Source organism: Xenorhabdus cabanillasii, from assembly GCF_003386665.1.
Classification (GTDB): domain Bacteria; phylum Pseudomonadota; class Gammaproteobacteria; order Enterobacterales; family Enterobacteriaceae; genus Xenorhabdus; species Xenorhabdus cabanillasii.
Map to the genome: position 1 here is coordinate 2017700 of NZ_QTUB01000001.1, position 24717 is coordinate 2042416.

General features: G+C 37.1%; 34 protein-coding genes and 3 pseudogenes. 34 read left to right on the forward strand and 3 right to left on the reverse strand.

All coding sequences use genetic code 11. The features are described from left to right. Positions 1-171 precede the first annotated feature (171 nt). On the reverse strand, positions 172-789 hold the full coding sequence (locus tag BDD26_RS09590) for a helix-turn-helix domain-containing protein (protein ID WP_115826407.1): 618 nt from the start codon (positions 787-789) through the stop codon (positions 172-174). 154 nt (positions 790-943) lie between these two features. Here BDD26_RS09590 and BDD26_RS09595 point away from each other — a divergent pair, with 154 nt between their 5' ends. The 6 genes and pseudogenes from BDD26_RS09595 to BDD26_RS09620 all read left to right on the forward strand — a co-directional run bounded on the left by BDD26_RS09595 (position 944) and on the right by BDD26_RS09620 (position 4530). Beyond that, a complete protein-coding gene (locus BDD26_RS09595) occupies positions 944-1180 on the forward strand; it encodes a YdaS family helix-turn-helix protein (RefSeq protein ID WP_115826408.1) in 237 nt (78 codons plus the stop codon). Positions 1181-1256: 76 nt separating this feature from the next. Beyond that, positions 1257-2028: pseudogene (locus tag BDD26_RS09600) on the forward strand (helix-turn-helix domain-containing protein). 15 nt (positions 2029-2043) lie between these two features. Beyond that, the gene (locus BDD26_RS09605) at positions 2044-2628 is read left to right on the forward strand and encodes an ATP-binding protein (RefSeq protein WP_115826409.1); all 585 of its coding nucleotides are present in this window, start codon (positions 2044-2046) and stop codon (positions 2626-2628) included. Next, on the forward strand, positions 2625-2987 hold the full coding sequence (locus tag BDD26_RS09610) for a DnaB-like helicase N-terminal domain-containing protein (protein WP_244922701.1): 363 nt from the start codon (positions 2625-2627) through the stop codon (positions 2985-2987). The genes BDD26_RS09605 and BDD26_RS09610 overlap by 4 nt, the downstream gene beginning before the upstream one ends. A gap of 204 nt (positions 2988-3191) precedes the next feature. Next, complete coding sequence (locus BDD26_RS09615; RefSeq protein WP_012987795.1) at positions 3192-3392, forward strand: hypothetical protein; 201 nt, start codon at positions 3192-3194, stop codon at positions 3390-3392. A gap of 100 nt (positions 3393-3492) precedes the next feature. Next, positions 3493-4530, forward strand: coding sequence for a DNA-methyltransferase (locus BDD26_RS09620; protein ID WP_115826410.1), 1038 nt, complete (start codon positions 3493-3495; stop codon positions 4528-4530). Positions 4531-4600: 70 nt separating this feature from the next. Here the strand turns inward: BDD26_RS09620 and BDD26_RS09625 are convergent, their stop codons facing one another. Both BDD26_RS09625 and BDD26_RS09630 read right to left on the reverse strand, forming a co-directional pair. Then, positions 4601-4882 carry a HigA family addiction module antitoxin gene (locus tag BDD26_RS09625; protein WP_099136635.1) on the reverse strand — a complete coding sequence of 94 codons (282 nt, stop codon included), beginning with the start codon at positions 4880-4882 and terminating at the stop codon, positions 4601-4603. A gap of 11 nt (positions 4883-4893) precedes the next feature. Then, positions 4894-5175: a type II toxin-antitoxin system RelE/ParE family toxin gene (locus BDD26_RS09630; RefSeq protein ID WP_038181334.1), complete on the reverse strand. Its 282-nt coding sequence runs from the start codon at positions 5173-5175 to the stop codon at positions 4894-4896. 183 nt (positions 5176-5358) lie between these two features. On the opposite strand from BDD26_RS09630, the gene BDD26_RS09635 reads away from it, so the two are divergent. From BDD26_RS09635 to BDD26_RS09775, 28 genes and pseudogenes are all read left to right on the forward strand, one after another. Then, the gene (locus tag BDD26_RS09635; RefSeq protein WP_115826411.1) at positions 5359-5697 is read left to right on the forward strand and encodes a phage holin, lambda family; all 339 of its coding nucleotides are present in this window, start codon (positions 5359-5361) and stop codon (positions 5695-5697) included. Beyond that, positions 5681-6116, forward strand: a pseudogene (locus BDD26_RS09640) (lysozyme). The gene BDD26_RS09635 and the pseudogene BDD26_RS09640 overlap by 17 nt, the downstream one beginning before the upstream one ends. Further along, positions 6113-6565 (forward strand): lysis protein, encoded by a 453-nt coding sequence (locus BDD26_RS09645; protein ID WP_115826412.1) that lies wholly within the window; start codon positions 6113-6115, stop codon positions 6563-6565. Before BDD26_RS09640 ends, BDD26_RS09645 begins: the two are co-directional and overlap by 4 nt. Positions 6566-6663: 98 nt before the next feature. Further along, the gene (locus BDD26_RS09650; protein ID WP_115826413.1) at positions 6664-8097 is read left to right on the forward strand and encodes an SIR2 family NAD-dependent protein deacylase; all 1434 of its coding nucleotides are present in this window, start codon (positions 6664-6666) and stop codon (positions 8095-8097) included. Next, entirely contained in the window at positions 8090-11014 is a 2925-nt protein-coding gene (locus BDD26_RS09655) for a DUF637 domain-containing protein (protein ID WP_170140390.1), read from the forward strand. Before BDD26_RS09650 ends, BDD26_RS09655 begins: the two co-directional genes overlap by 8 nt. Before the next feature lie 40 nt (positions 11015-11054). Next, entirely contained in the window at positions 11055-11498 is a 444-nt protein-coding gene (locus tag BDD26_RS09660) for a hypothetical protein (protein ID WP_147299009.1), read from the forward strand. A 12-nt stretch (positions 11499-11510) separates the two neighbouring features. Then, positions 11511-11762, forward strand: a complete 252-nt coding sequence (locus BDD26_RS09665) for a hypothetical protein (protein WP_115826416.1) — start codon at positions 11511-11513, stop codon at positions 11760-11762. Positions 11763-11781: 19 nt separating this feature from the next. Then, on the forward strand, positions 11782-12126 hold the full coding sequence (locus BDD26_RS09670) for a hypothetical protein (RefSeq protein WP_115826417.1): 345 nt from the start codon (positions 11782-11784) through the stop codon (positions 12124-12126). Between the two features lie 36 nt (positions 12127-12162). Next, complete coding sequence (locus BDD26_RS09675; protein ID WP_115826418.1) at positions 12163-12993, forward strand: two-partner secretion domain-containing protein; 831 nt, start codon at positions 12163-12165, stop codon at positions 12991-12993. Positions 12994-13253: 260 nt separating this feature from the next. Beyond that, positions 13254-13508, forward strand: coding sequence for a hypothetical protein (locus tag BDD26_RS09680; RefSeq protein WP_115826419.1), 255 nt, complete (start codon positions 13254-13256; stop codon positions 13506-13508). A gap of 25 nt (positions 13509-13533) precedes the next feature. Further along, a complete protein-coding gene (locus tag BDD26_RS20500) occupies positions 13534-13998 on the forward strand; it encodes a two-partner secretion domain-containing protein (RefSeq protein ID WP_280524537.1) in 465 nt (154 codons plus the stop codon). A 230-nt stretch (positions 13999-14228) separates the two neighbouring features. Next, positions 14229-14546 carry a hypothetical protein gene (locus BDD26_RS09690; RefSeq protein WP_115826421.1) on the forward strand — a complete coding sequence of 106 codons (318 nt, stop codon included), beginning with the start codon at positions 14229-14231 and terminating at the stop codon, positions 14544-14546. Positions 14547-14569: 23 nt separating this feature from the next. After that, positions 14570-15190 carry a DUF637 domain-containing protein gene (locus tag BDD26_RS09695; RefSeq protein WP_244922802.1) on the forward strand — a complete coding sequence of 207 codons (621 nt, stop codon included), beginning with the start codon at positions 14570-14572 and terminating at the stop codon, positions 15188-15190. A gap of 118 nt (positions 15191-15308) precedes the next feature. Continuing rightward, positions 15309-15779, forward strand: coding sequence for a hypothetical protein (locus BDD26_RS20105; RefSeq protein ID WP_244922703.1), 471 nt, complete (start codon positions 15309-15311; stop codon positions 15777-15779). Between the two features lie 245 nt (positions 15780-16024). Beyond that, positions 16025-16405 carry a hypothetical protein gene (locus tag BDD26_RS09705; RefSeq protein ID WP_115826423.1) on the forward strand — a complete coding sequence of 127 codons (381 nt, stop codon included), beginning with the start codon at positions 16025-16027 and terminating at the stop codon, positions 16403-16405. Positions 16406-16725: 320 nt separating this feature from the next. Then, a complete protein-coding gene (locus BDD26_RS09710) occupies positions 16726-16995 on the forward strand; it encodes a hypothetical protein (protein WP_170140391.1) in 270 nt (89 codons plus the stop codon). Between the two features lie 201 nt (positions 16996-17196). Continuing rightward, on the forward strand, positions 17197-17736 hold the full coding sequence (locus tag BDD26_RS09715; RefSeq protein WP_115826425.1) for a hypothetical protein: 540 nt from the start codon (positions 17197-17199) through the stop codon (positions 17734-17736). A 107-nt stretch (positions 17737-17843) separates the two neighbouring features. Then, a complete protein-coding gene (locus BDD26_RS09720; protein ID WP_115826426.1) occupies positions 17844-18233 on the forward strand; it encodes a hypothetical protein in 390 nt (129 codons plus the stop codon). Between the two features lie 12 nt (positions 18234-18245). Continuing rightward, on the forward strand, positions 18246-18770 hold the full coding sequence (locus BDD26_RS09725; RefSeq protein WP_115826427.1) for an SMI1/KNR4 family protein: 525 nt from the start codon (positions 18246-18248) through the stop codon (positions 18768-18770). A gap of 72 nt (positions 18771-18842) precedes the next feature. Next, complete coding sequence (locus tag BDD26_RS09730) at positions 18843-19595, forward strand: two-partner secretion domain-containing protein (RefSeq protein WP_115826428.1); 753 nt, start codon at positions 18843-18845, stop codon at positions 19593-19595. 11 nt (positions 19596-19606) lie between these two features. Beyond that, on the forward strand, positions 19607-20602 hold the full coding sequence (locus BDD26_RS20110; protein ID WP_244922704.1) for a hypothetical protein: 996 nt from the start codon (positions 19607-19609) through the stop codon (positions 20600-20602). 146 nt (positions 20603-20748) lie between these two features. After that, positions 20749-21741 (forward strand): hypothetical protein, encoded by a 993-nt coding sequence (locus BDD26_RS20115; RefSeq protein ID WP_244922705.1) that lies wholly within the window; start codon positions 20749-20751, stop codon positions 21739-21741. Between the two features lie 83 nt (positions 21742-21824). After that, a complete protein-coding gene (locus BDD26_RS09745; RefSeq protein WP_170140392.1) occupies positions 21825-22781 on the forward strand; it encodes a filamentous hemagglutinin N-terminal domain-containing protein in 957 nt (318 codons plus the stop codon). A 320-nt stretch (positions 22782-23101) separates the two neighbouring features. Continuing rightward, a pseudogene (locus tag BDD26_RS09755) lies at positions 23102-23266 on the forward strand (phage major capsid protein); the annotation flags it as partial. Positions 23267-23289: 23 nt separating this feature from the next. Next, complete coding sequence (locus BDD26_RS09760; RefSeq protein WP_115826431.1) at positions 23290-23592, forward strand: head-tail connector protein; 303 nt, start codon at positions 23290-23292, stop codon at positions 23590-23592. A gap of 10 nt (positions 23593-23602) precedes the next feature. Next, the gene (locus BDD26_RS09765; protein WP_115826432.1) at positions 23603-23929 is read left to right on the forward strand and encodes a phage head closure protein; all 327 of its coding nucleotides are present in this window, start codon (positions 23603-23605) and stop codon (positions 23927-23929) included. After that, entirely contained in the window at positions 23907-24305 is a 399-nt protein-coding gene (locus tag BDD26_RS09770; RefSeq protein WP_342353463.1) for a hypothetical protein, read from the forward strand. The genes BDD26_RS09765 and BDD26_RS09770 overlap by 23 nt, the downstream gene beginning before the upstream one ends. Then, the gene (locus tag BDD26_RS09775) at positions 24302-24706 is read left to right on the forward strand and encodes an HK97-gp10 family putative phage morphogenesis protein (protein WP_115826434.1); all 405 of its coding nucleotides are present in this window, start codon (positions 24302-24304) and stop codon (positions 24704-24706) included. Before BDD26_RS09770 ends, BDD26_RS09775 begins: the two co-directional genes overlap by 4 nt. Positions 24707-24717: the final 11 nt, after the last annotated feature.

Below are 24717 nucleotides of genomic sequence, written 5' to 3' on the forward strand. Positions count from 1 at the left end.
TTTTTTAATTATCTTATTGATATCAAATAATTTTAATTTGATATCATTTGAATGATATTGGATCTTGAAGGGAGTGATGATTTCAATGGTGTTAAAGATACTGCATTAAAAACAGTATCTTGTATTAAGGAGAGGCAGGATTTGGCGGTGTTTCGAGTGGAGGTGGAAATGTTATCGTTTTCGCTTTCGCTTCATATTACGAAATAAATAAACAATCACCCCGACGATTTCCATGTCAGGTGAGACGGTTATCAAGGGGATACGTGAATCATCAACAGATAAAAAACCGACAGCCCCCCCTTGTTTATAACGATAAACGGAATAATGTTCTTCGATGCGGGCATAGACTAAATCATCATTGGCGATATCTTCCTGTGTATCCACCACAATCACCGTCCCTTCTGGTGCTTCAGCGCAGCCGGTATTTTGGGTTATACGGTAAGCCCGGCAGGCGTCAAACGCGGTTTGCTGTTCAGAAAAGGCCGGCACCATGAACGATTCGGGTGTTTCCTGTTCTGTCTGATAAATTTTTACTGGGACATAACGGTTGTCATGATGGGCAGCAAAATCACTATCACCATAGAGATGTTTATGACCACTGCCATCACTGAGCCATTCCGGGCGAACATCCAATGCCTTGGCCAAATCAACGAGCCGGCCTGTTTTGGTCGCGTTCCCGGAGAGTAATTTCCATATCATGGATTGCGCCATACCGGCTTTTTTGGCCAGAGAGGATTGCGTCAGTCCTTTATCTGCCATGGCTTCTTTTAATCTATCAGCAAGAGTCATAAGTGCCTCATGAGGGGGTTATCTTCGTATTGTTATCCTGAATTATCGGTTGCTTATTCTATCTCTAGAGTGATATCTTTACAAACACTCCAATAGTGATTTATATTGACCTTTGGTGATATTGTTATTGCCGCGGTGTTGGAGAAAGGCACTAATGAAAAACAGTGTGATAAAAAAAGTGATAGATATCGCCGGCAGTCAGGCCAAACTGGCTCAGGTGCTGGGGTGTGCGCAATCGCTCATCAGCGCATGGTTGTACGGGAAAAAACGGATTTCGGTATCACGGATCCCCGATATTGTGGTTTTTTCAAACGGTGCGGTTCAGGCTCATGAGTTGCGTCCTGATCTGCCTACCGTTTTCCCGCCGCCTGAAGCGAAAACCCCTCAATAAATTCCCGCTGGTGGCGGATGATGCAGGGTGTTTTGAACATGGGGATAGTTAGCGTAGGGTAACAGGGAGAAACGGCATGAGTATGAGTCTGATGGCGAAGGCAATGAGTATCCGAGTGGGTAATCCCCTGAGAAAACTGGTGCTGATTAAGCTGGCCGATAATGCGAATGATAAAGGGGGAGTGCTGGCCCTCATATCAGCATATTGCAGATCACTGTGAATGCAGCAAAAGTGCAGTGCGAAGTCACATTGATGCCCTGATTAAGATGGGCTTGCTTATCAAGGAAAACCGGCTCGGTAATCACAACGGGAAAGGGAATGCCTCGAATGTCTATTACCTGAATTTATCCGCTGACCCTGTGTCACCCAAAAGCATACCCCCTGCGCCACTTGCTGGCAGCTCTGTGTCATTGGCTGGCACCCCTGTGCCGCCAGATGGCAGACCCCCTATGCCGTCAGATGGCATCAGAACCAATCACTCTTTTGAACCCGTCAAAGAACCTATAAAACCCAAAGGGGCTGGGCAGAGGAAAACAGCAAAAAAATCAGCATTTGATCCCCTGACGGCCAAGCCGGAAAATGTCAGCACCGAAACGTGGACGGACTGGGTGACGTTCAGGCAGGAAATCAGAAAACCCCTGACCGAAACCAGTTGCCGCCAGCAGGCCAGACAATTAGCGGGATGTGCCAATCCTGATGAAGTGATTTGCACCTCCATTGCCAACAGCTGGCAAGGGTTATTTCCTGACAAACCGAGATCCGTGCGACAGCCCCAAGTCAACACCCATACCGGATTTGAGCACAAGCGTTATGAATCACACGGCGCGAACTGGACAAAAAATCTTTAAGGAGCAGCAGACGCGATGGAAACAACCGATATGGGCATATTGAAAATCGTTCCCCGCTTTGCGCAGGCCAGCTTTGCTACTTACCAGCCGCAGAGCCGAATGGCAGAAACTAACCTGAAAACCTGTCAGGGCTACGTCCAGACGTGGGAGGAACGTAAGCGGGCAGGGGAAGGCATGATCCTGTGCGGGCGTCAGGGCACGGGCAAAACCCACCTTGCTGTGTCCATCTGCCGTGAAATTGCCACAGGCGGTGATGAAGCGGTTTTTATCACCACCGCATCACGTATTATCCGGGCGTTTCGTCGCTCATGGAATAGTGAGGGTGAAATGAGTGAATTTGATACCCTGAAATTTTACAGCGGGCTGGATTTACTGGTGATTGACGAAGTTGGCGTACAGTACGGCACGGAGTCTGAACGCCATATTCTGTTTGAGGTGCTGAATAATCGCTATGAAGACCTGCTGCCCACCCTTCTGATCAGTAATTTGCCCGTGACTGAGCTGGCGCAGCTTTTGGGTGACCGGACGCTGGACAGAGTGCTTCAGGGTGGCACGGTATTGGCCTTTGACTGGGAAAGCTACAGAAGGGAAATCGCATGAACGTATATGATTTGGAAATGGCCGTCATCAGTGGTTTGTTGTCGGGCGGGGCGACACCGGATGCCTACGACGTCTTGGCGATTTTACCGGATGAGGCATTCAGCTCCGTTCATCTGCGCCGGGTGTACGGAGAAATCAAAAAGCAGGCCCTGAGCAGTGCCATTATCGATCCCTTTTTCATTGCAGATGCGATGGGTGAAGAACGGGGTATTCTGGCTAACCTGCTGGAGCTGGCCAAAACCCCGGTCTGGCGGGCCAATTTAAAAGGCTATGCGGAAAAGGTCATGCGTTACTGGCGTGTACGTCAGGTCACTGATCTGATTAACCGTTACCAGCAAGAATTATGTAGCGATTTTTAAAAATAAATCTTTACGATCGTAAAAACGCTGCTATTGTGATAACCGTGATGACAAAGTCACCAGGCTTATTAATATCAGACATTTTAAACCTTGCCCCGTGCAAGGTTTTTTTACGCCTGAAATAAACATAAGACTTGCTGTTGTGACGGGTCAGAGTTACCTATGTGTCCATGCACAAAAACTGACCATGAGGTTAAATTTATCATGCTAAAACATGAAGATATGACAATGACAGCCGCCTGTGTTTTAGACGCCGTGCCTTTGCATACGTGGTTTTCTGTTTCTGAAGTGTCTAAATTAATGGGGCTGCCTGAACCCCGTTGCCAATTACTGTTAACACAATTTCGTCTGGCGGGTTTAATGGAAAGCCGGGAGGATGACACGTTTTTCAAACGTTCTCCCTGATGGGGCTATTTCCCGGGACGTAAAAGTGCAGGCCGGTTAACGCCGGCTTGTCGTGTTGTGGCTTTCCTAATCGCTGCCAGCGTCGAGAGGAAAAAAGCGAATGGAGTTACGCCCTGTCACCTTAGTCAACGATGACTCTCTGAAATTTATCAAAACTCTGCCGGATAACTGCCTCGATTTAATCGCCACTGACCCGCCGTACTTTCGGGTAAAAGCGTGTAGCTGGGATAACCAGTGGGAGGACGTCACGGCCTACCTTGCCTGGCTGGATGAACTGCTGGCCGAGTGCTGGCGGGTCCTGAAACCGAACGGCAGCCTGTACATGTTCTGTGGTTCGCGTCTGGCCTCTGATACCGAACTGCTGGTACGGGAACGGTTTAACGTGTTGAACCATATTATCTGGGCGAAACCGTCCGGCCCGTGGTGCAGACAAAATAAAGAAAGTTTAAGGATGTATTTTCCGGCCACTGAACGCATTATTTTTGCCGAACATTACCAGGGCCCCTATCATCCGAAAGGGGATGGCTATTACAAGCAATGTCAGGATCTAAAACAGTCGGTATTTAAACCACTGGTTGATTATTTTCGTGGTGCTCGAAAAGCGCTAGGTGTCACGGCAAAAGCCATTCATGCCGCCACCGGGAAGCAGATGGCCAGTCACTGGTTCAGCGATAGCCAGTGGCAGTTACCCAGTGAAACTGACTATCAAAAGTTGCAGGGTTTGTTTGACCGCATCGCCAAAGAAAAGCACCAGCGTGGTGAACTGAACACCCCGTATGCTGAGCTGGTGGGTTCTCACCTCACCCTGTCGCGCCAGTATGATGAATTGCGGCAAGAATATGGCTTAATGCGCCGCCCGTTCTTAGTGACGGCAGAAGTGCCTTATACCGATGTCTGGCAGTTTGCTCCCGTGCAATATTATCCGGGTAAACATCCCTGCGAAAAACCCGCTGATTTAATGACGCATATTATCCAGTCCAGCAGCCGGGAAGGGGATGTGGTGGCCGATTTCTTTATGGGTTCCGGGGCAACGTTGAAAGCCGCGTTAAAACTGAATCGCTGTGTGTTGGGTGTTGAGCTGGAAGAAGAACGGTTTAAGCAGACTGTTCAGGAGATCAACGGGCAGTTGTCAACTTAGCGTTTACAACTCAACTCACGGGAATGACCGGATAGTTGAAGTGGTTCGGCAATACCGAACCACTTCATCATTACAGATGTGCAAATATCGGCCTGATTTCGGGGCGCTGTTGTTGAGAAGCCTGCCACAACTCATACTGGGACTGCATATTTGTCCACATTTCGGCACTGGTTCCTAATGCCGCTTCTAAACGAAGTGCCATATCTGCGGATATGCCTGCGCTGCCATTTAAAATACGGGATAAAGCCACACGGGTTACGCCCAGCGCTTTCGCAGCTTCGGTAACAGAAATGTCGCCTAAATATTCGCGTAAGACAATGCCGGGATGGGCGGGATTATACATTCTGCTCATTATGTGATTCCTCAGTGATAATCTTGATAATTAACCAAGATGGCATCTTCGCCTTCAAAGCGAAATGTCAGCCGCCAGTTCCCGTTGACAGAAACAGCCCAGTGGCCTTTTAAATCAGCGCCTTTTAACGGGTGTAATTTCCAGCCGGGCGCGTTCATGTCATCGGGTTTTTTGGCGGTGTTTAACGCGGTTAATTGAATATTCAGTTTTACAGCATGGTTTGCCTGAATGCCTGCTGTAGAGCCTGTTTTAAAGAATTTTTCTAACCCTTTATGTTTAAAACTCTTAATCATTGTGCGCTGCCGTATACTGTATAGCGTCAGTATACGTTAAGTGTGTGCAGTGTCAACCGACTTTGCCACCGCAATCACTCTCATCACATCTGTATCCACGTATTGCGGCTGGCATCCTATTAACTCACTCACAAGGGCTGACGTCACTCAACCCACGGATACCTATTGCTCTAATGGGGGAATATGAAAATGAAAGAAGATCCTGATATCTGGGCACACCTTGGTGACTGGCTCATATCGATAAAGGAACAAGGCATCGGAGCAATACTCGCCGGAACAATGGCTTTTCTTCGTGGCCACTATAACGGTGGTGGTTGGATAAAGGTGTCAATTGATGCCTTTATGTGTGCCATGTTCGCGTGGTTTATTCGTGATGTCTTAAATCTGTTTGGTCTGAATCCTGATTTAGCCTATATCGGCAGTGTGATGATGGGTTACTTGGGTACGGACTTTATCGGTCAATTATTACGTAAGGCCGCAGAGAAAAAAACGGGAGCATCCTCTGATGGAAATCAGCGATAAAGGTCTTGAGTGCATCAAACAGTATGAAAGCCTGAAACTGAAAGCCTACCCCGATCCTGCAACCGGCGGTATTCCGTGGACCATTGGTTATGGCCACACCTAAGGGGTTAAAAAAAGGTGATGTGATTACAGAATCACAGGCTGAAACATTCTTACAGGATGATCTCCAACCTATTTACACCATATTAAGGCAATGGGTTAAAGTTCCTTTGACTCAAGGCCAGTTCCATGTTTTGTGCTCGTTTATCTTCAATTGTGGCAGCGATAACTTTTCTGGCTCCACGCTATTAAAGAAGCTCAATCAAGGTGACTACACAGGCGCAGCGGCCGAGTTTTCCCGCTGGAATAAAGCAGCAGGCAAGGTTATGCGTGGGCTGGATAATCGCAGGGCATCTGAGCGCCAGATGTTTTTATCATGAAGCTCAATTTCACCAAGGGTACGGTTATTGCGCTGATTATTGCTTCAGCCGCCGCTTTCTTATACCGCTCTGGATATAAGGAACAGCTCGGCATCAATAACGACCAACTAACTGAAATCCAGCAATTAACCGATACCATTAATTATCAGAACACGCATATTGAAATGCTGCATGAATTGGATACCAAACACACTCAGGAACTCGCCGATGCCAAATCTAAGATTAATCAGCTTAGTAATGATCTTCGTGCCAATACTCAGCGCGTGTACGTCAAAGCCAACTGTCCAGTGCTTAAAACCACTATCACCTCCAGCGTGGATGGCTCAAGACCCGCCAAACTGGCGAAAGACGCTGAACAGGATTATGTACATCTCCTCGGAGAACTAGAAACCCTCGAAGCCCAATTCCTCGGACTAAGGGAGTGGAGTATGGTCGAATGCCAATTTTGAGGTATAGAGATTAAGAAGAGCGGATAACTCTGTGTGATACCTAGCAAAAATTGCTAATCTTAATAGACAGGCTAAATATTTATAGAGAGGATTATCTTATGTATTCGTTATCAATGATAAATCCTATGAACAGAGATTATAAGCAATATCAATTAGATGTAACGGATGATATTCAAGCATGCCTAGAAAGTCTTGAGTGTCAGCCAATTCTATTTATTGGTTCAGGCCTGACAAGAAGGTACGCGAATGGACCAGATTGGGAGAGTTTGCTTAAAAATTTAATGGAGCAATGTCCAGAAATTAAGCGTCCATTCGCGTATTACACACAAAAAAATGAGTCACTAATAGACATTGGAACTATCCTGTCAGATGCTTATAGGGATAGGGATAGGGATAGGGATTGGGATTGGGATTGGGATTGGGATTGGGATTGGGATTGGGCTTGGGCGGAAGGAAAGTCTAATTTTCCTGAAGAGTTATTCAGTGAACATTATGATGGAGATATATATCTGAAGTATAAAATAGCCGATTTTTTTAATCGTCTAGAAATAATTGATGAAAATGAGTTTGCTGATGAAATAAAATCATTAAAATCCATTCATCCACACTCCATTGTAACAACTAATTACGACAATATAGTTGATGGGATTTTTCCTGACCATGAAATTATAGTTGGACAAAAAATCATAAGGTTAGTTAATAGTAGCACTGGGGAAATATTTAAAATACATGGCTCTTGTAATGAGCCAGCATCAATTGTTATCAATAGAAATGATTACGATGATTTTTTGAGTAAGAAAAAATACCTTAGTGCTAAATTATTAACTTTTTTTGCTGAACATCCTTTGATATTTATTGGTTATAGTATTGAGGATGAAAATATAAAAGGAATTTTGTCTGATATAGATGAAATCCTATCGGAAGAGGGGGAGTTGATTCCTAATATCTATATACTAAATAGAGATAAAGAAATAGATGAAAACTCTTATCCTGCCAGAGAAGCGATGATTAATATTGATAATAATAAGCATGTAAGAATAAAAAGAATAGTATCTAATGATTTTAAATGGGTGTTCGAAGCCTTTGCTGCTCATCCAGCAATGGATAATGTTAATCCTAAGGTATTGAGAGCATTATTAGCAAGAAACTATAAGCTGATTAACTCTGACATACCCATGAATACGGTTTCTATCGATTATACTAGGTTGACTGAGTTAGCCTTAGATGATGGTAAGTTAGAAAGAGTTTATGGAATTACCGATGGTGATTCGTTAGATTTATTTAATGCTAATTATTGTTTTACAATGACGTCTTTAGCAGAGTCCCTTGGATATCGTAATTGGAATTACGTAAATCAATTAATACAAAAAATCAAAGAAGCTACAGGGAAAGATATAAAGGAAACAGATAACATATATCATCAAAAGGTAAGGACAGGAAGATCAAGCTTTACTCGTAAATATTCAAGAGAAGCATTAAGATTATTAGAGTTAGCTAGAGATAATAAACCTTTTGATGTTCAATTTGACTAAATCTGGTCTAATTTATGGTGATGATAGACTTACTTCTATTGGAAATGATACCTCTTTTGGGGATATTATGTTTTCAGTAAAAGTTATGGCCCAAGGGCCTAGAATTATACCTAACACTCCTGATGACCTCCATTACACAATTGTGAATCTCGGACCTGAATTTGGAGCTAATTCTCACGAAATTTTAGACTTAACTATTGCTATTAACTCGGGCAATGTCACATTAAATGCTGGAGGGTCGGCTATACTAAAAGCTGCCGATATTAAATCTAAAGAAAATACTACAATATTAGCAGGAGAATATATAGGTTTTGATCGGTATAATTATGGTAAACTAAGTCCAGATTTAAATTATTTCCTTACAGATAACTTAGTAACTTCTATTAAAACCGGTAAAAATCTTAATTTAATCGCTAATGATCATGTCGTAACCTCAGGATCTAAATTAATCTCTGGAGAAAATCTTTCTATACTTTCTGGAGGAGACATTAGACTTAGAGCTTTACCAAAAGAAAAATATACTAGAAGTAATGATAGCTACGAATATCAAACTATTGAATCAACAGAATTATCTGCCAAAGGTTTATTAACGCTTTCCGCTGAAGGAAATATTTTATTTCAAGCTACTAAATTAGCAGTTGAAGGACTAAAAAATATCTCATCAGTTATTTCAGACACTACTTTAAGAAATGCGATAGCTTCTGGAACTATGGATATTTCTGCTAAAGGCGGTTACATCTATGCTCAAGCTTTAAACGAAACAACGCAATATGAAACAGAGTCTGTAAAGCGAAATTGGTTAGGTGGAAAGAAAACTTTTAAGAAAATTCACCAAACTTCAACCCCAGTTGTTACAGAGTTTTCTGCTCCTACCGGTTATATCAATATTTTAGGTAGAGATGATGTTACTTTTGAAGGTAGTAAAATAGAAGCTGGTAAAAATACTAATTTAACTAGCCTTCAAGGTAAAGTTAATTTCAAAGCTGTAAGTTCTTTAGATTTTGAACAAGAACTTAGTATGTCTAAAGGGTTTCACATTAAGCAAAGAAATAAAGGTTACCAAGAAAATATTTGGTATTTACCTCAAATTAATATTGGAGGAACACTTACTGTTAATGCTACCGGTATTAATGCTGATATAAAAACAAAGGATAATCAAAATCTTCAAGATGCCATTGACTTACTAAGCGATGGTTATGGTATGTCTTGGATAAAAGATATAAGCAAACGAAATGATGTTGAATGGAATAAAATACAAGATGCTTATTCTGAATGGAACATTAACAATAAAAACTTAAATCCGGTTGTAGGGGCAGTAATAGCTGTAGTCACCGCTGGTTACGCTGCTCCCTATGCAGCACCTATAGCTGGAAGCAGTGCAGCAGCTCAAGGAGCTATTACAGCAGGTATGGCAGCGGCTGCTAGTAAAGCAGCGGTTTCTCTAGCTGAAAATGAGGGTAATTTATCTAAAACTTTTAAAGACATGGGAAGTAGTAGTACTATAAAATCTATAGTTACTTCAGCGGCTATTGGAGGTGCATTAGCTGGATTTGATTCTGCAATGGGTTGGGGTGAAGGGACTAAAGGAGGTGCAGCTATTAATAGAGGAAGTATGCCTCTATTAAGTAATCAAGATTGGGTAGCTACTGCCCAGAGAGTTGCCGGACAGTCTTTGATTAGCTCTGGAATAAACACTACTATTAATGGTGGAAGTTTTAAAGATAATTTTGTTTCCGCTCTATTATCTAATTCAACTAGTCAACTTCATGCTGAAGGAGCTTTCCAAATAGGTGAATATGCGAATCAGTTAACTGAAGTTGGAAGAGCGCTTAGCCATGCTGCACTATCTGCTATAATTGCAGAAGTTGGAGGAAATGATGGTAAAGCAGCCGCAGCAGGAGCTTTAGCTGCTTCTTTAGCAGCAGATAGTCTTAGAAATACGTTTGATGACTCTAGAGCCACTCAAATAGGAGGTAAGATTGTAGGAGCATTAGCTGGCGCAGCTATTACAGGAACTCCTGAAGGTGTTTATGCTGGAGCTAATGCTGGTGAATTAACTATAGTGCACAACCATGATGAACATGCCATGAACATGTTTGTAAAAGGTGAAAATGGTAGTATATTTCCTCCCGAAGGATCTCTCCAAGAAGCTATAGATTCTTGTTTAATTGACGCAACTTTATGTAATTTTATAGTAGAATTTAGTCCTCTTTCAGTACTTAAAGATGTTAAAGATGCAGAAACAGGAACAGATTATATAATTGCAGCGGCATCAGCAGCCCCTTGGGCAAAATTAGGAAAAGCAGCTGATAAAAGCGTTGAAGCTATAAAAACTCTTGCTAAAAATGGTAAGTTTGCTGAAGCTACTAGGATTTACAATGATTCTCTTAGAAGTATGGGTAAATTCTTTAAAGGGAATCATAGAGTTAATGATCTAAGTAAGCTTAAAGATATGAATTTAGAGCCTAATATGCTTAGAGCGGGGACTAAAAAATATCTTAAAAGTGAATTCCAAAAACCTGATGCAGCTGTTAGTTATGCTGCAGCATCAGTAACAGTTAATGGTAAAAAAGAATATTACTTATCTGTAAATGGTGCAGCTTGGTCAGGCAATTCTCCCAATGTCGTAAATATTAATGGGGTTAATTTTAATGTGATTAGAGAAGATAGTGGTTCTATACCATCAGCTCCTAATGGAAAGCAAACTAACTTTAATCACGCTGAACAAAAATTATTTAGTCATTTTCAAGATAATTTTCAAGGTAAGAAAGTAGATATAAATATGTCTATTCAGAATACTAGTGCTACATCTCCAGGAATGTGTGCTGGCTGTAAACCTAATAGCAAAGTATTTGCAGATCAAAACAAAGATTTTATTATTAATATATTTGAGGGTACAATCGGTAGAAAACCCTAAATATCTAGTGATAAATTCAATATAAAGACCTTAAATCAATATGAAGACCTTAAATAGAGAAACTGTATCTGGAGTTAGTTTTTATACTATCAGAATGACATATGAAGAATTAGTTATTCTTAGGGACTGTTTACATGATATCTTACTTAAATCTAAAGAAATTGAAGAGCAAAATCCTGATAAATTATCCTGGTATAAGTCTACTTTTTTAGAAATATCAGATTGTATACAATCTGAGGCTTTGAAGGATAAGAATTTAAAAACAAGGATAATTTTGAAAAAAGAACATTTAAACGCTGAAATATTCTATAGCCTTAAATTATCTTATGGAGAACTTGAGTTAATTATATATTCTGTTATGAACTTAGAGCGGGATATCAATTATAAACCTTTTTATAGAAAGTTTTCTTTCAGTAAAAAATGTAATGCCAAATTATTGAATGATTATTCTCACAAATTACAATCTTTATGGTTAGTAGATTAATTGGAGCTATAAATGACTAAAACAGAATTAATAGAATATCTACATTCTGCTTATCCCGAATTGACTATAGATACTAACTATATTAAAGGTTATTCAGAAGAAGATATTCTAAAATTAGAGAGTCTTCGTGACTTCAAAATTCAAGGACAGTTACGTGAGTTTTTAACTTATATGGGGCGTTGCAGTGGTGGATTATTTGGAAGTCAACCTTTAAAATTCTATCCGGAAATCGTTAATCCCAAAGGTAAAGAGATATATCATTAATGCTGACACTATTACAGCAATGGTAGGTCCAAACTCTTTCGGTATGAAAATTCCAGGATTACCTACCAGATTTGAAAATGAAACTCCTCAATCTGGGTTTTCTATAGATACTGGTAGCCTCGGGGGAATGTATGCTAATAAAAGCATAATACTTCTTAGTAACGAAAAAGATGCCGGCGTGAATATAAGGGATTTATCAACTTCAAGGGGACAATTAACGGATGTTACTGTGCAATTAACGAAAGACTCTGGAGCCGTATATACTACTAACCAAAAACAAGATATAATTGTTGCAGCTAATAGATATTTTCATGAGGGTGTAGAATTAGTGCTTATTGATGGTGTTTGGCATCGAAAGCAATGATTGAACAGATATTATGTCACTTAAAAAGAGAATCTTATGATTACTAAAAACATTAAAGATTTTACAAAAGTAACCTCAATTTCTATATTAGCTTTATTGATTTCTAATAATTTAGCTTTTGCAAATCCAGTTATCCCTAATGATAATAGAACTCAAGTAAATATAGTTAATAATATACCCGTAATAGATATAGCTACTCCTAATATTTCAAGAGTATCTCATAACGTCTATAAAGAATTTAATACTTCTGAAAAAGGTTTAGTGTTCAATAATTCATTAAATGGTACTACATCTCAACTAGTAGGACAACTAAATAAAAGCCCTAATCTTAGAAATAGACCAGCCGGAATAATTGTTAACGAGGTAGTTGGAGGCAATCTATCTCAACTTAAAGGTATGATTGAAGTAGCTGGAGATTTTGCTAGTGTGGTGATATCTAACCCTAGTGGTATTTCAATTAATGGACTTACTTTCAGTGATACTATTGGTGAAGCTAATTTTACCACTGGAACTATTACCTTTGATAAAAGAAAAAATTTAGAGGAGTCTAAAGTAACTAAAGGACATATTACTATTGGAGAAGATGGGATAAATACTAGAAATGTTAACTATCTTAATTTGTTTAGCAAAACTATCAAGATAGATGGAGATATTGAAGGAGATTATGTTTCTGTTCATGCTGGCGGTGTTTTAACAGATATGAAAAACCTTACTTATACTTGGATTGAATCTGAAGGTCCTAAACCTGAATTCTCAATAGATACTAGTGACATGGGTGGAATATACGCTAATAGAATCGTAGTGATATCTACTGATAAAGGAACCAGAGTTAATTTAAATGATTTAGATGGAAAAAAACCTGATTAAGATAAACGCCCCTTATAGTAGCACTGTAAATATTAATGGGGTTTTTAGAAATGATAATAACAATATAACTATAAATGCTAATAACTTAAATGATAATGGAACAAAATTAAAATGGTCTGATGATAAAAATAGATGGGAGCCAATTTAATATTTACCAGTCTTAGTTAAAAAGTATAAGTAATTCTATTAATTGCAAGAGACTTATATGCTTTTCATAATTTCTTGCAATTTTTTTCTAAATGAACTAATGGCAGGAAATTATGAAAAAACCCAATAATCCTGATAATGTTAATCAGTTTACAAAAGCTTTAACCTATCTTCTTATATATCTAATAGGTATTTATCCTATCAGCATCGTTGCTGCAAATCCAATTATCTCCAATGATAACAGAACTCAAATAAATGTAATTGATGATGTTCCTGTTATTGATATAGCTGCCCCTAATATTAGGGGGATCTCTCATAACGTTTATAAAGAATTTAATGTCGAAGAGCAAGGTGCAGTTTTAAAATAACTCAATAGATACTGCATTATCTGAAATATTAGGAGATGTAGATAAAAACCCTAATTTTCAAGATAGATATGCAGATTTAATCATTAATGAAGTAGTCGGGGGTAATCAATCTCAGCTTAAAGGACCGTTAGAAGTAGCTGGCGATAGAGCTTCAGTGATAATATCTAACCCCAATGGTATTACTGTTAATGGCGGCGGCTTTCTTAATATGTCCGTTGCTACATTAACTACAGGTAAACCTACTTTAAATAATGAAGGATTTTTAGATAACTTACGGATAACTAAAGGCCAAATTAATATTGAGAGTGATGGCTTAGATGGCAGTTTTGATTCTATATATTCTATAGATTCTATAGATATAATTAGTATAACTTTGAATTTAACTGGTAGGATAAATGGTCAAGGGAATAATATCAGTATAATTCAGGGTACTAACCAAATTAATTATGGAGGTTATAGTAACCAACGCAATATGAAACAGAGTCTGTAAAGCGAAATTGGTTAGGTGGAAAGAAAACTTTTAAGAAAATTCACCAAACTTCAACCCCAGTTGTTACAGAGTTTTCTGCTCCTACCGGTTATATCAATATTTTAGGTAGAGATGATGTTACTTTTGAAGGTAGTAAAATAGAAGCCGGCAAAAATACTAATTTAACTAGTCTTCAAGGTAAAGTTAACTTCAAAGCTGTAAGTTCTTTAGATTTTGAACAAGAACTTAGTATGTCTAAAGGGTTTTACATTAAGCAAAGAAATAAAGGTTACCAAGAAAATATTTGGTATTTACCTCAAATTAATATTGGAGGAACACTTACTGTTAATGCTACCGGTATTAATGTTGATATAAAAACAAAGGATAATCAAAATCTTCAAGATGCCATTGACTTACTAAGCGATGGTTATGGTATGTCTTGGATAAAAGATATAAGCAAACGAAATGATGTTGAATGGAATAAAATACAAGATGCTTATTCTGAATGGAACATTAACAATAAAAACTTAAATCCGGTTGTAGGGGCAGTAATAGCTGTAGTACTATAAAATCTATAGTTACTTCAGCGGCTATTGGAGGTGCATTAGCTGGATTTGATTCTGCAATGGGTTGGGATAAAGGCAGTGCTGCAATAAGCAAAGAGAGTATGCCTATATTGAGTAGCAAAGATTGGATAGCTACTGCTCAAAGGATTGCCGGACATTCTTTAATTAGCTCTGGAATAAACACTACTATTAATGGGGGTAGTTTTAAAGATAATTTCATGTCCACACTATTATCTAATTCAGTTAGTCAACTTCATGCTGAAGGCGCAAATCTTATAGGAAGAAATGGGGAGATTTTAGGGGACACTGGAAGACTTCTAAGTCATGGAGTTTTATCAGCAATTACAGCTGAAATTGGCGGAGGAGACCCTCTGGCGGCTGCAGTAGGTTCAATGGCGGCTGAATATGCAGCAATATCTCTAAAAAATACTTTTCATAATGAACCTGAAAAATTAATAATGAGTGGTAAAGTTATAGGGGGTTTAGCTGGAGCATTAATTTCAGGAACAGCAGAGGGTGTCCATAGTGGAGCTGATGCAGCAGAATTAGCCATTATATATAATTCTTTAGGTGGAGATAAGATTAGACAACAGCTTGAAGAAGATAAAGAACTTACAAAACAATTAGTTAGAGAAAAAAATTGGTGAAAACGCGGCTTCTGGATTAGTTAATGGCCTTTTAAGTAGTGTAACAGGATTAGGTGATTTTGCATTAGCTGGAGGAGATACTGTATTTGATGCCACAGCGGCTTTTGTAACTTGTGCATTGGGTATTAATTATTGTCAACAAGCTAGAGGTGATTTACATAAAGCAAATGAAACCGTTAATACTATTTTTAATTCTATTGTCAATGGAGACTTGTGGGAAGATGTTAAATCTACAGTGGTAAAAGCCAATAATGGAGATCAACAAGCTTTAGAAGATGTAGCTACACTTATATTTGATACTGTATCTCCCTCTAAATTTTCTTCATTTAAAAATACAACTCCAATGAAAGTTAATGGAGTTGTTCGTATAGTAATTACAGAACCTACCACTAATATGAAACCTAATATTGGTGGATATCAAACAGTAACAAATGAAGTATCAACACAAGTTCAAAACGCTAGAATACGTCAACATCAAATGTTGAATGATAATGTTGGATATAATATGAATCCTTTTGAATCTGATGCAAATTATCCTTCAATAGGGCGTTATGGTACTAATGAAAAATTCATTAATGAATGGATTTAATATTCGTAAAATTGAAGATATACGTAGTAAGTCCCAGAAGCCCTACACCAGAAGCTGGTAACGAACATTTTCTTGGAGCTGGACAACATTTGCCCGGAGGAGCTCCTGAAATAGTAATAGATTCAGTACCAACATCAGCTAAACCTATTTTAAAGGTAAACGTAGAATGAGTATATATCCGAAAAATTCAATTATCGTTGATGATATGGAAACTACATTTAGTCTTATAATTACGAAAAAAGATAATGAATTTAATTACTAGAATGGAAAACTTAGGTTTTTCTGTAGTTACTGATGAAGTAATAGACTACTACAACGATGCAGTAGAGAAAGATAAAACTTATGAATATTATAATTATGTAGATCGTTCAGCAAATTACATGAAATTTAATATAGTGGGATACGGGCACGAAGACAAAGCAAAGGTAGCTAAAGAATTAATCAAAGAAGGAGCTCTTTTTTCGCGGGCTGGAAGAATTTGGCCTCCTGAAGAAGTTATGAGATATTATAGAGAACGGGGTTTGATTATGGAAAATTATAAGACTATTGCATGGTATAGTGGAAAATACTATATATATGATGGTCATACTGAAAAATTATTAGAAGATTATAGTGGAAAACTATAAAAGAATTTGCTAAAAAGATAAGTTTTCTGAAGCTACTAAGATTTACAATGCTTCTCTTAGAAGCATTGTAAATTCTTTAAAGTCAATTACAGAGTTAATAATTTAAGCAAACTTAAAGATGTAAATTTAGATTCAAACATGTTATGAGGAGAGGTTGATAACTATTTAGGTGCTTCTTATAAAGTAGGTAAACCAAATGTGAAACTTTATAGTATATCTGTAGCATCTGTAACAGTAGATGGTAAAAAAGAATATTACTTATATGTAAACTCAGGAGCTTGGTCAGGTATTTCTCCTATATTGAAGGGATTGATTATAAAGTGATTAGAAAAGATAGTGGCTTTATACCATCAGCCCCTAATATTGGAGGTAAAATTGTTGGGGCTTTAGCTGGAGCAGCTATTACAGGAACTCCTGAAGGTGTTTATGCTGGAGCTAATGCTGGTGAATTAACTATAGTGTACAACCATGATGAACATGCCATGAACATGTTTGTAAAAGGTGAAAATGGTAGTATATTTCCTCCCGAAGGATCTCTCCAAGAAGCTATAGATGCTTGTTTAATTGACGCAACTTTATGTAATTTATAGTAGAATTTAGTCCTCTTTCAGTACTTAAAGATGTTAAAGATGCAGAAACAGGAACAGATTATATAATTGCAGCGGCATCAGCAGCCCCTTGGGCAAAATTAGGAAAAGCAGCTGATAAAAGCGTTGAAGCTATAAAAAACTCTTGCTAAAAATGGTAAGTTTGCTGAAGCTACTAGGGTTTACAATGATTCTCTTAGAAGTATGGGTAAATTCTTTAAAGGGAATCATAGAGTTAATGATCTAAGTAAGCTTAAAGATAAGAATCTAGAGCCAAATATGCTTCGGGGAGAAATTGATGGATTTTTGAAGTCAAAATATAAAAAAGATGGGACAGATCCAAAATCTTATAGTATATCTGGAGCATCAGTAACAGTTGACGGTAAAAAAGAATATTACTTATCTGTAATTGGAGATGCTTGGTCAGGTACTTCTCCAAATGTCGTAAATATTAATGGGGTTAATTTTAATGTGATTAGAGAAGATAGTGGTTCTATACCATCAGCTCCTAATGGAAAGCAAACTAACTTTAATCACGCTGAACAAAAATTATTTAGTCATTTTCAAGATAATTTTCAAGGTAAGAAAGTAGATATAAATATGTCTATTCAGAATACTAGTGCTACATCTCCAGGAATGTGTGCTGGCTGTAAACCTAATAGCAAAGTATTTGCAGATCAAAACAAAGATTTTATTATTAATATATTTGAGGGTACAATCGGTAGAAAAACCCTAAATATCTAGTGATAAATTCAATATAAAGACCTTAAATCAATATAAAGACCTTAAATCAATATGAAGACCTTAAATAGAGAAACTGTATCTGGAGTTTAGTTTTTTATACTATCAGAATGACATATGAAGAATTAGTTATTCTTAGGGACTGTTTACATGATATCTTACTTAAATCTAAAGAAATTGAAGAGCAAAATCCTGATAAATTATCCTGGTATAAGTCTACTTTTTTAGAAATATCAGATTGTATACAATCTGAGGCTTTGAAGGATAAGAATTTAAAAACAAGGATAATTTTGAAAAAAGAACATTTAAACGCTGAAATATTCTATAGCCTTAAATTATCTTATGGAGAACTTGAGTTAATTATATATTCTGTTATGAACTTAGAGCGGGATATCAATTATAAACCTTTTTATAGAAAGTTTTCTTTCAGTAAAAAATGTAATGCCAAATTATTGAATGATTATTTTCATAAATTACAATCTTTATGGTCAGTAGATTAATTGGAGTTATAAATGACTAAAACCGAATTAATAGAATATCTACATTCTGCTTACCCAGAGTTGACTATAGATATTACTTACATTAAGGGCTATTCAGAAGAAGATATAGTAAAATTAGAACGTTTATATGATATTAAAATTCAAGGTCAATTACTTGATTTTTTAATTCACATGGGGCGTTGCAGTGGAGGTTTTTTTTCAAATCAACCTTTAAGTTTTTATAGTAAAACTGCTAATATCAGAGATGAGATAAAATTTCAAATAGGATGTGAAGATGGATTAAGAGAAGTTCAACGATTTGATTTGATAGAACAAAAACCTTTCTTTATTTCAATGGAAAACGAAGGGATTTTTCATTATTTCTTGTTAACTGATTCAGTTAACCCTGATTTAGTTTATTATCTTGATACTAACTATGACACAATAGTAGATACTAGTTTAACTTTTAACGAATATTTAAGAAGTGTTGTAGATTCTAGCAGAAGTTACACTTATAAAATCCCACCTGATTATATGGGAGACTTACTTAGAATATAACGGTTAAACATATTTCGTTATTGGATCTACTTTGAGTCAAATCAAAGTAGATCCACCTAAAAAGAGACTTTTATGAAAAATATTAGAATTTTTACAAAAATAACTTCAATTTCTATTTTATCTTTATTAGTTTCTACTAATCTAGCTTTCGCTAATGATATCATTCTTAATGATTCCAGTACTCAAGTTAACCAAGTTAATAATGTTCCAGTTATAGATATAGCTGCTCCGACTCTTAATGGTATGTCTAGGAATACTTATAAAGAATTTAACGTAGAAGAACAAGAATTAGTTTTTAATAACTCCATAGATTCTGTTAATTCTCAACTAGTAGGTCAATTAAATAAAAATCCTAATTTAAGAGATAGACCAGCTATTCTAATCGTTAATGAAGTAGTTGGAGGTAATCAATCCCAACTTAAAGGAGTTGTAGAGACAGTAGGCAATGCAGCTACATTAATAATAACTAATCCAAATAGCGTTTTTCTCGATGGAGCTAAATTTATCAGCAATGAAACTTTTATCAGCACAGGAAAACCTACTTTTAATAAAAAAGATTTACTTAGTTTAGATGTAACTAAAGGTAAAGTTACTATTGGAGAAAAAGGCTTAGATTCTGATAACCTTGTTGTTTTCAGTAGATCTCTTCAAGTAAATGGAAAAATTAATGCTGACACTATTACAGCAATGGTAGGCCCAAACTCTTTCAGTATGAAAATTCCAGGAATGTGTACTGGTTGTAAAGATACTAGTGCAGTGTTTGCAAAACAGAATAAAGATTTTATTATCAATGTATTCCATGGAACAACTGGAACAAGACCTTAAGAGTAATCCATATGAAACTTTTAAATAGAGAGACTATATCGGGAGTTGCATTTTTCTATATCAGAATGACACATGAAGAATTAACTTTTCTTAAAAACTGTTTACATGATATTTTACTTAAATCTAAACAAATCAAAGAAGACAATCCCAATAAGTTAATTTGGTACAAAGCTATTTTTTCAGAAATATCGAATTGTCTGGAGTCTAAGAATTTAAATATCGAGAGGTTAACAACAACTAAAATCGCAAAAGAGTACTTGGATAATGAAATAGTCTTTGTTATTAAACTAACATCTGGAGAACATGATTTATTAGTGCATTGTATCAGTGAGTTAAAAAGCGAAGTTCGTAATAGACCTCTTTACAGTAAATTGTTATTTTATAAAAAATCACTGTGTAATGATGTTGAAAACTTAAGTGATTATTTTCAAAAATTATTTTATTTTAGGGTAGAACCCTCTAGTTGGAAACCTCAAATGACCAAAACAGAATTAATAGAATATCTACATTCTTCTTATCCAGAATTAACAATCAATACTACTTATATACGAGGATATTCAGAAGAAGATATATTAAAATTAGAGCGATTATATAATATTAAAATTCAAAGACAACTATATGATTTTTTAACTCACATGGGACGTTGCAGTGGGGGATTATTTGGAGACTATCCTTTAGAATTTTATTCAAAAATTGATAGCTCTAAAGACGGACTTATATTTCAAAGTGAATGTCGAAAAAATCTAAAAGATTTGGTTGAAATCCAAGGTGAAAGGATGGTAAAACAAAAACCTTTCTTTATTTCAATGGAAAATGAAGGAATTTACAAATATTTTTTAGTAACTGAGTCATATGTCCCCGATTTAGTTTATTATCTTGATACTAATTATAATGCGATAGTAAATACCGGATTATCACTTAATGAGTATTTAAGAAAACTTGTTGATACTACCGTTAGAAATTATGCAATTAAGCCTCCTTTTGATCAAGAGGGGAGTTTACTTTAGTTAAAAATAACATTCACTAGTATAAGACTGTGGATGAAATGTATAGGTTCTGATTTAATTAACTTAAATCAGAACCAAGCATAAATAACTAATGTGGTTGAAGGTACAATCAGCACAACTGTCAGAAAACTTTAAAGAGATAGTTTATGAAACTTTTAAATAGAAAAATGTATAAAGGTGTAATTACTTATTACGTTGGAATGTCACAACCTGAATTAATTTTTCTTAAAAACTGTTTACACGATATTTTACTTAAATTTAATGAAATTGAAGAAAATAATTATGATAAATTAGCCTGGTTAAAAGCTATTTTTTCAGAAATATCAAATTGCTTAGAGTCTAATATTGAACAGTTAAAAACAACTAGGATCGCAAAAGAATATATAGATAGAGAAGTATTTTGTACTCTCAAACTAACATCTGGAGAACATGATTTACTAGTACAATATATCAAAGAATTAAAATATACTATCTATAAAACACCCTCATCCAGTAATTTAAAACCTCTGTGCAATGATGTGGAAGAATTAACTAACTATTTTGAAAAACTACAGTATTTTGGAGTAAAAGAAACTAATCAAAATTATAAAATGACCAAAACTGAATTAATAGAATATCTACATTCTGCTTACCCAGAATTAACTATAGATACTACATATATTAAAGGTTATTCCGAAGAAGATATATCAAAATTAGAATATTTATATGATATCAAAATTCAAGGTCAGTTACTTGAGTTTTTAATTCATATGGGTCGTTGTAGTGGAGGGTTATTTGAAAGTCAACCTTTATTGTTTTATTGGATAAGGAATAACGAAAATAAAATAAAATTTTCAGAACTTGAATATAAAATGTCAATTCAAGAGAGTCTTGAATACACTTTTAGAGATATTCAACGGCTTGATCTGATAAAACAAAAACCTTTCATCATTTCATTTGAAAACGAGGGGATTTACGACTATTTCTTATTAACTGAGTCAGATACTCCTAATTTAGTTTATTATGTAGATAATAACTATAATGAAGTAGTACTTACTGGATTAACCTTTAATGAGTATTTAAGAAGTACTGTGGATTCTTATAGAGCCTATCAATATAAAGCTCCTTTTGATCTAAAAGGAACTTTGCTTGGAATGTAGAAACTATTTTCATTTTGTTATTTGGTTATTTACCCTACAATTTTTTGATTTATCCAAAACAGATGCACCTAAAAGAGGATTTTATGAAAAACTTTAAAACTTTTACAAAGATTTCTACATTAACTTTATTAATTTCTACTAATCTAGCTTTCGCTAATGATATCATTCTTAATGATTCTAACACTCAAATTAACCAAGTTAATAATATTCCGGTTATCAACATAGCTACTCCAACTCTTAATGGTATGTCTAGAAATACTTATAAAGAGTTTAATATTAATGAAAAGGGTGTGGTTTTCAATAACTCCATAGATTCTACTAATTCTCAATTAGTAGGTCAATTAGATAAAAACCCTAATTTAGCAGATAGGACTGCTATATTAATTGTTAATGAAGTAGTAGGAGGTAATCTATCTCAACTTAAAGGAGCTATAGAAATAGTTGGAGATGATGCTAAGCTGATTATAACTAACCCTAATGGTGTCATTATTAATGGGGCTAAATTCATAAATGTAACGGAATCTTTTATTAGCACAGGTAAACCTGTTTTCAATAAAAAAGATTTACTTAGTTTAGAAGTAACTAAGGGCAAGGTTACTATTGGTGAAAAAGGCTTAGAATCTACTGAGAATAACCTTGTTGTTTTCAGTAGATCTCTTCAAGTAAATGGAAAAATTAATGCTGATATTATTACAGCGATGATAGGACCTAATTCCATGAGTATGAAGGTTCCAGGGATGCCTATCAGATTTGAAAATGAAACTCCTCAACCAGGATTTTCTATAGATACAGGTAATCTTGGAGGTATGTATGCTAATAAAAGCATAATACTTCTTAGTAACGAAAAAGGTGCCGGCGTGAATATAAGGGATCTATCAACTTCAAGGGGACAATTAGAAGATGTTGTTGTACAATTAATGAAAGACTCCGGAGCCGTACATACTAGTAACCAAAAACAAGATATAATTGTTGCGGCTAATAGATATATTCATGAAGGTGTAGAACTAAAAAATGTTGATGGTATATGGCAGCTCCCATAAGTTATAGATAACAACCAAAAACTATAAAACCACTCATACGAGTGGTTTTTTCGGACATAATATATAACTAACTGTTAATGTCTTTGATATAAACATCCTTTAGTTAATCCTTCAGAAATATACAGTTCAGTAGCTAGACTACTCAATACTGGACATTCTTTAGTAATCAATTCTGAAATATATTCAGCTAAGTTCTCAATTGTAGTTTCCTTTCTACATATATGAACATTAACATTCTTCAATTTAACTAATTTTTCCATATTGAAACTCATTTCCATAAAACCTCTTTCTCCTGTTTTATAAGAAATGCTCAATAAATCTTCAAACGCGGCTACACCATCTTAGATCGCATGGGCGTGCGTATGCTGCGTGATCCGTACACCCATAAGCCGTTTATCCACTTCTACACCACCAAACGGGTTGGTTCCCTGCGGGTGGACAGCAACGCCGTGAAACTGCTGAAAGTGGCAGAAGATAAGGCGTAGTCACCTTATTCTCAGGAGATGACATGCCTTTTCCCACGATTGATCTGCTTCGGCAGCAGTGCCGTATCGACAGTGATAATCATACCGAAGATGATTTATTAGACACTTATGCGCGGGCGGCCATTAAACGGGTCGAAAACTATCTGAATCGCCGCCTGTATGAACAGGCTGTGCCGGAGGATGATCCGGATGGTCTGTTAGCGACTGACGATGTGACACTGGCAATTATGCTGGCAGTCGGTTACTGGTATGAAAACCGGGAGGCACAGACCTTACCCACCGGATTTAAATCGTTGCTGGAACCCTACCGTTTTATTCCGTTATAGGAGAATGCCGATGAAAGCGGGCTCACTTCGCTATCGCATTAAACTGTTTCGCCCTGTAAAAAACCGTGATGATCTGGGTGCTGAAATCATTGGGCGGGAATATGTCACTGAAACCTGGGCACGAGCGGACGCCATGTCCAACCGCAAAATCCGCACGGCGGATCAGCAACAGGTGATCGAGGTGCAACAATTTACCGTCAGGCCAAGAAAAGATATTGAACCTGATTGGTTGGTTGAACATCAGGGACGGCTGTTTACCGTTCGCACTGTGGATCGTAACCATACTGACCGTGCCGTTATCACCACGGAGGCCGATGCGCACCATGATCGAACCTGAACTGAAAGCGGATTTAGAACGATTAACGAATCTGCCAGTTTATCCGCTGATACTGCCGTCCAGCGTGTTAGAGGGCGTGACCTATCAGCGTATCAGCGATCTCCGATTCAATATCGGGCTGGCGGCCTCGCCGTTAATCGAAGCGCGTTTCCAAATCAGCATTATGGTGCTGAACGATTACTCCCAGGCTTTGCGACTGGAAGCCAAAATCCGTACCACATGGGAATCCGTGCAGCATGGCAGGCTCGGCGGCTATCCGGTGCAAACCGTTTCACGCGGAATGTTGCAGCAGGCGGTGGAAGAGTTGACGGAAAACCGCAAGCGCTACCGTATTACACGGGACTTTATCATCACTTACACGGAGCATCTGACATGATCACCGCAAAAACAATGGGATGGACAGAGTTGGGGCATAAATTGCAGGTACTGGACAGTGATCTCCAGACCCACATCCTGCGCAAAGCCGGAAAAGTTGCCATGGCAATCGTTAAAGAAGATATGGCTGCCCACGCCGGTTATAACCGAAAAAATGAGGGTTCCCATCTGCGGGAGGCCATTCAGATCCGTTCGACAAAATCGAAAAAATACACAGGCGGGGTGATGATCACCGTGGGGCCGACAAAACCCCATCGTATGAAAGCACTGGCGCAGGAGATGGGCACGATTAAGCAGGTGCCAAAACCCTTTATCCGTCCGGCGCTGGATTACAACAAAACCACTGTTATTAAAGTGCTCGCGCAGGAAATCCGCGATGCCTTATCAGGGTACAGTCAATAGGAGAACACATC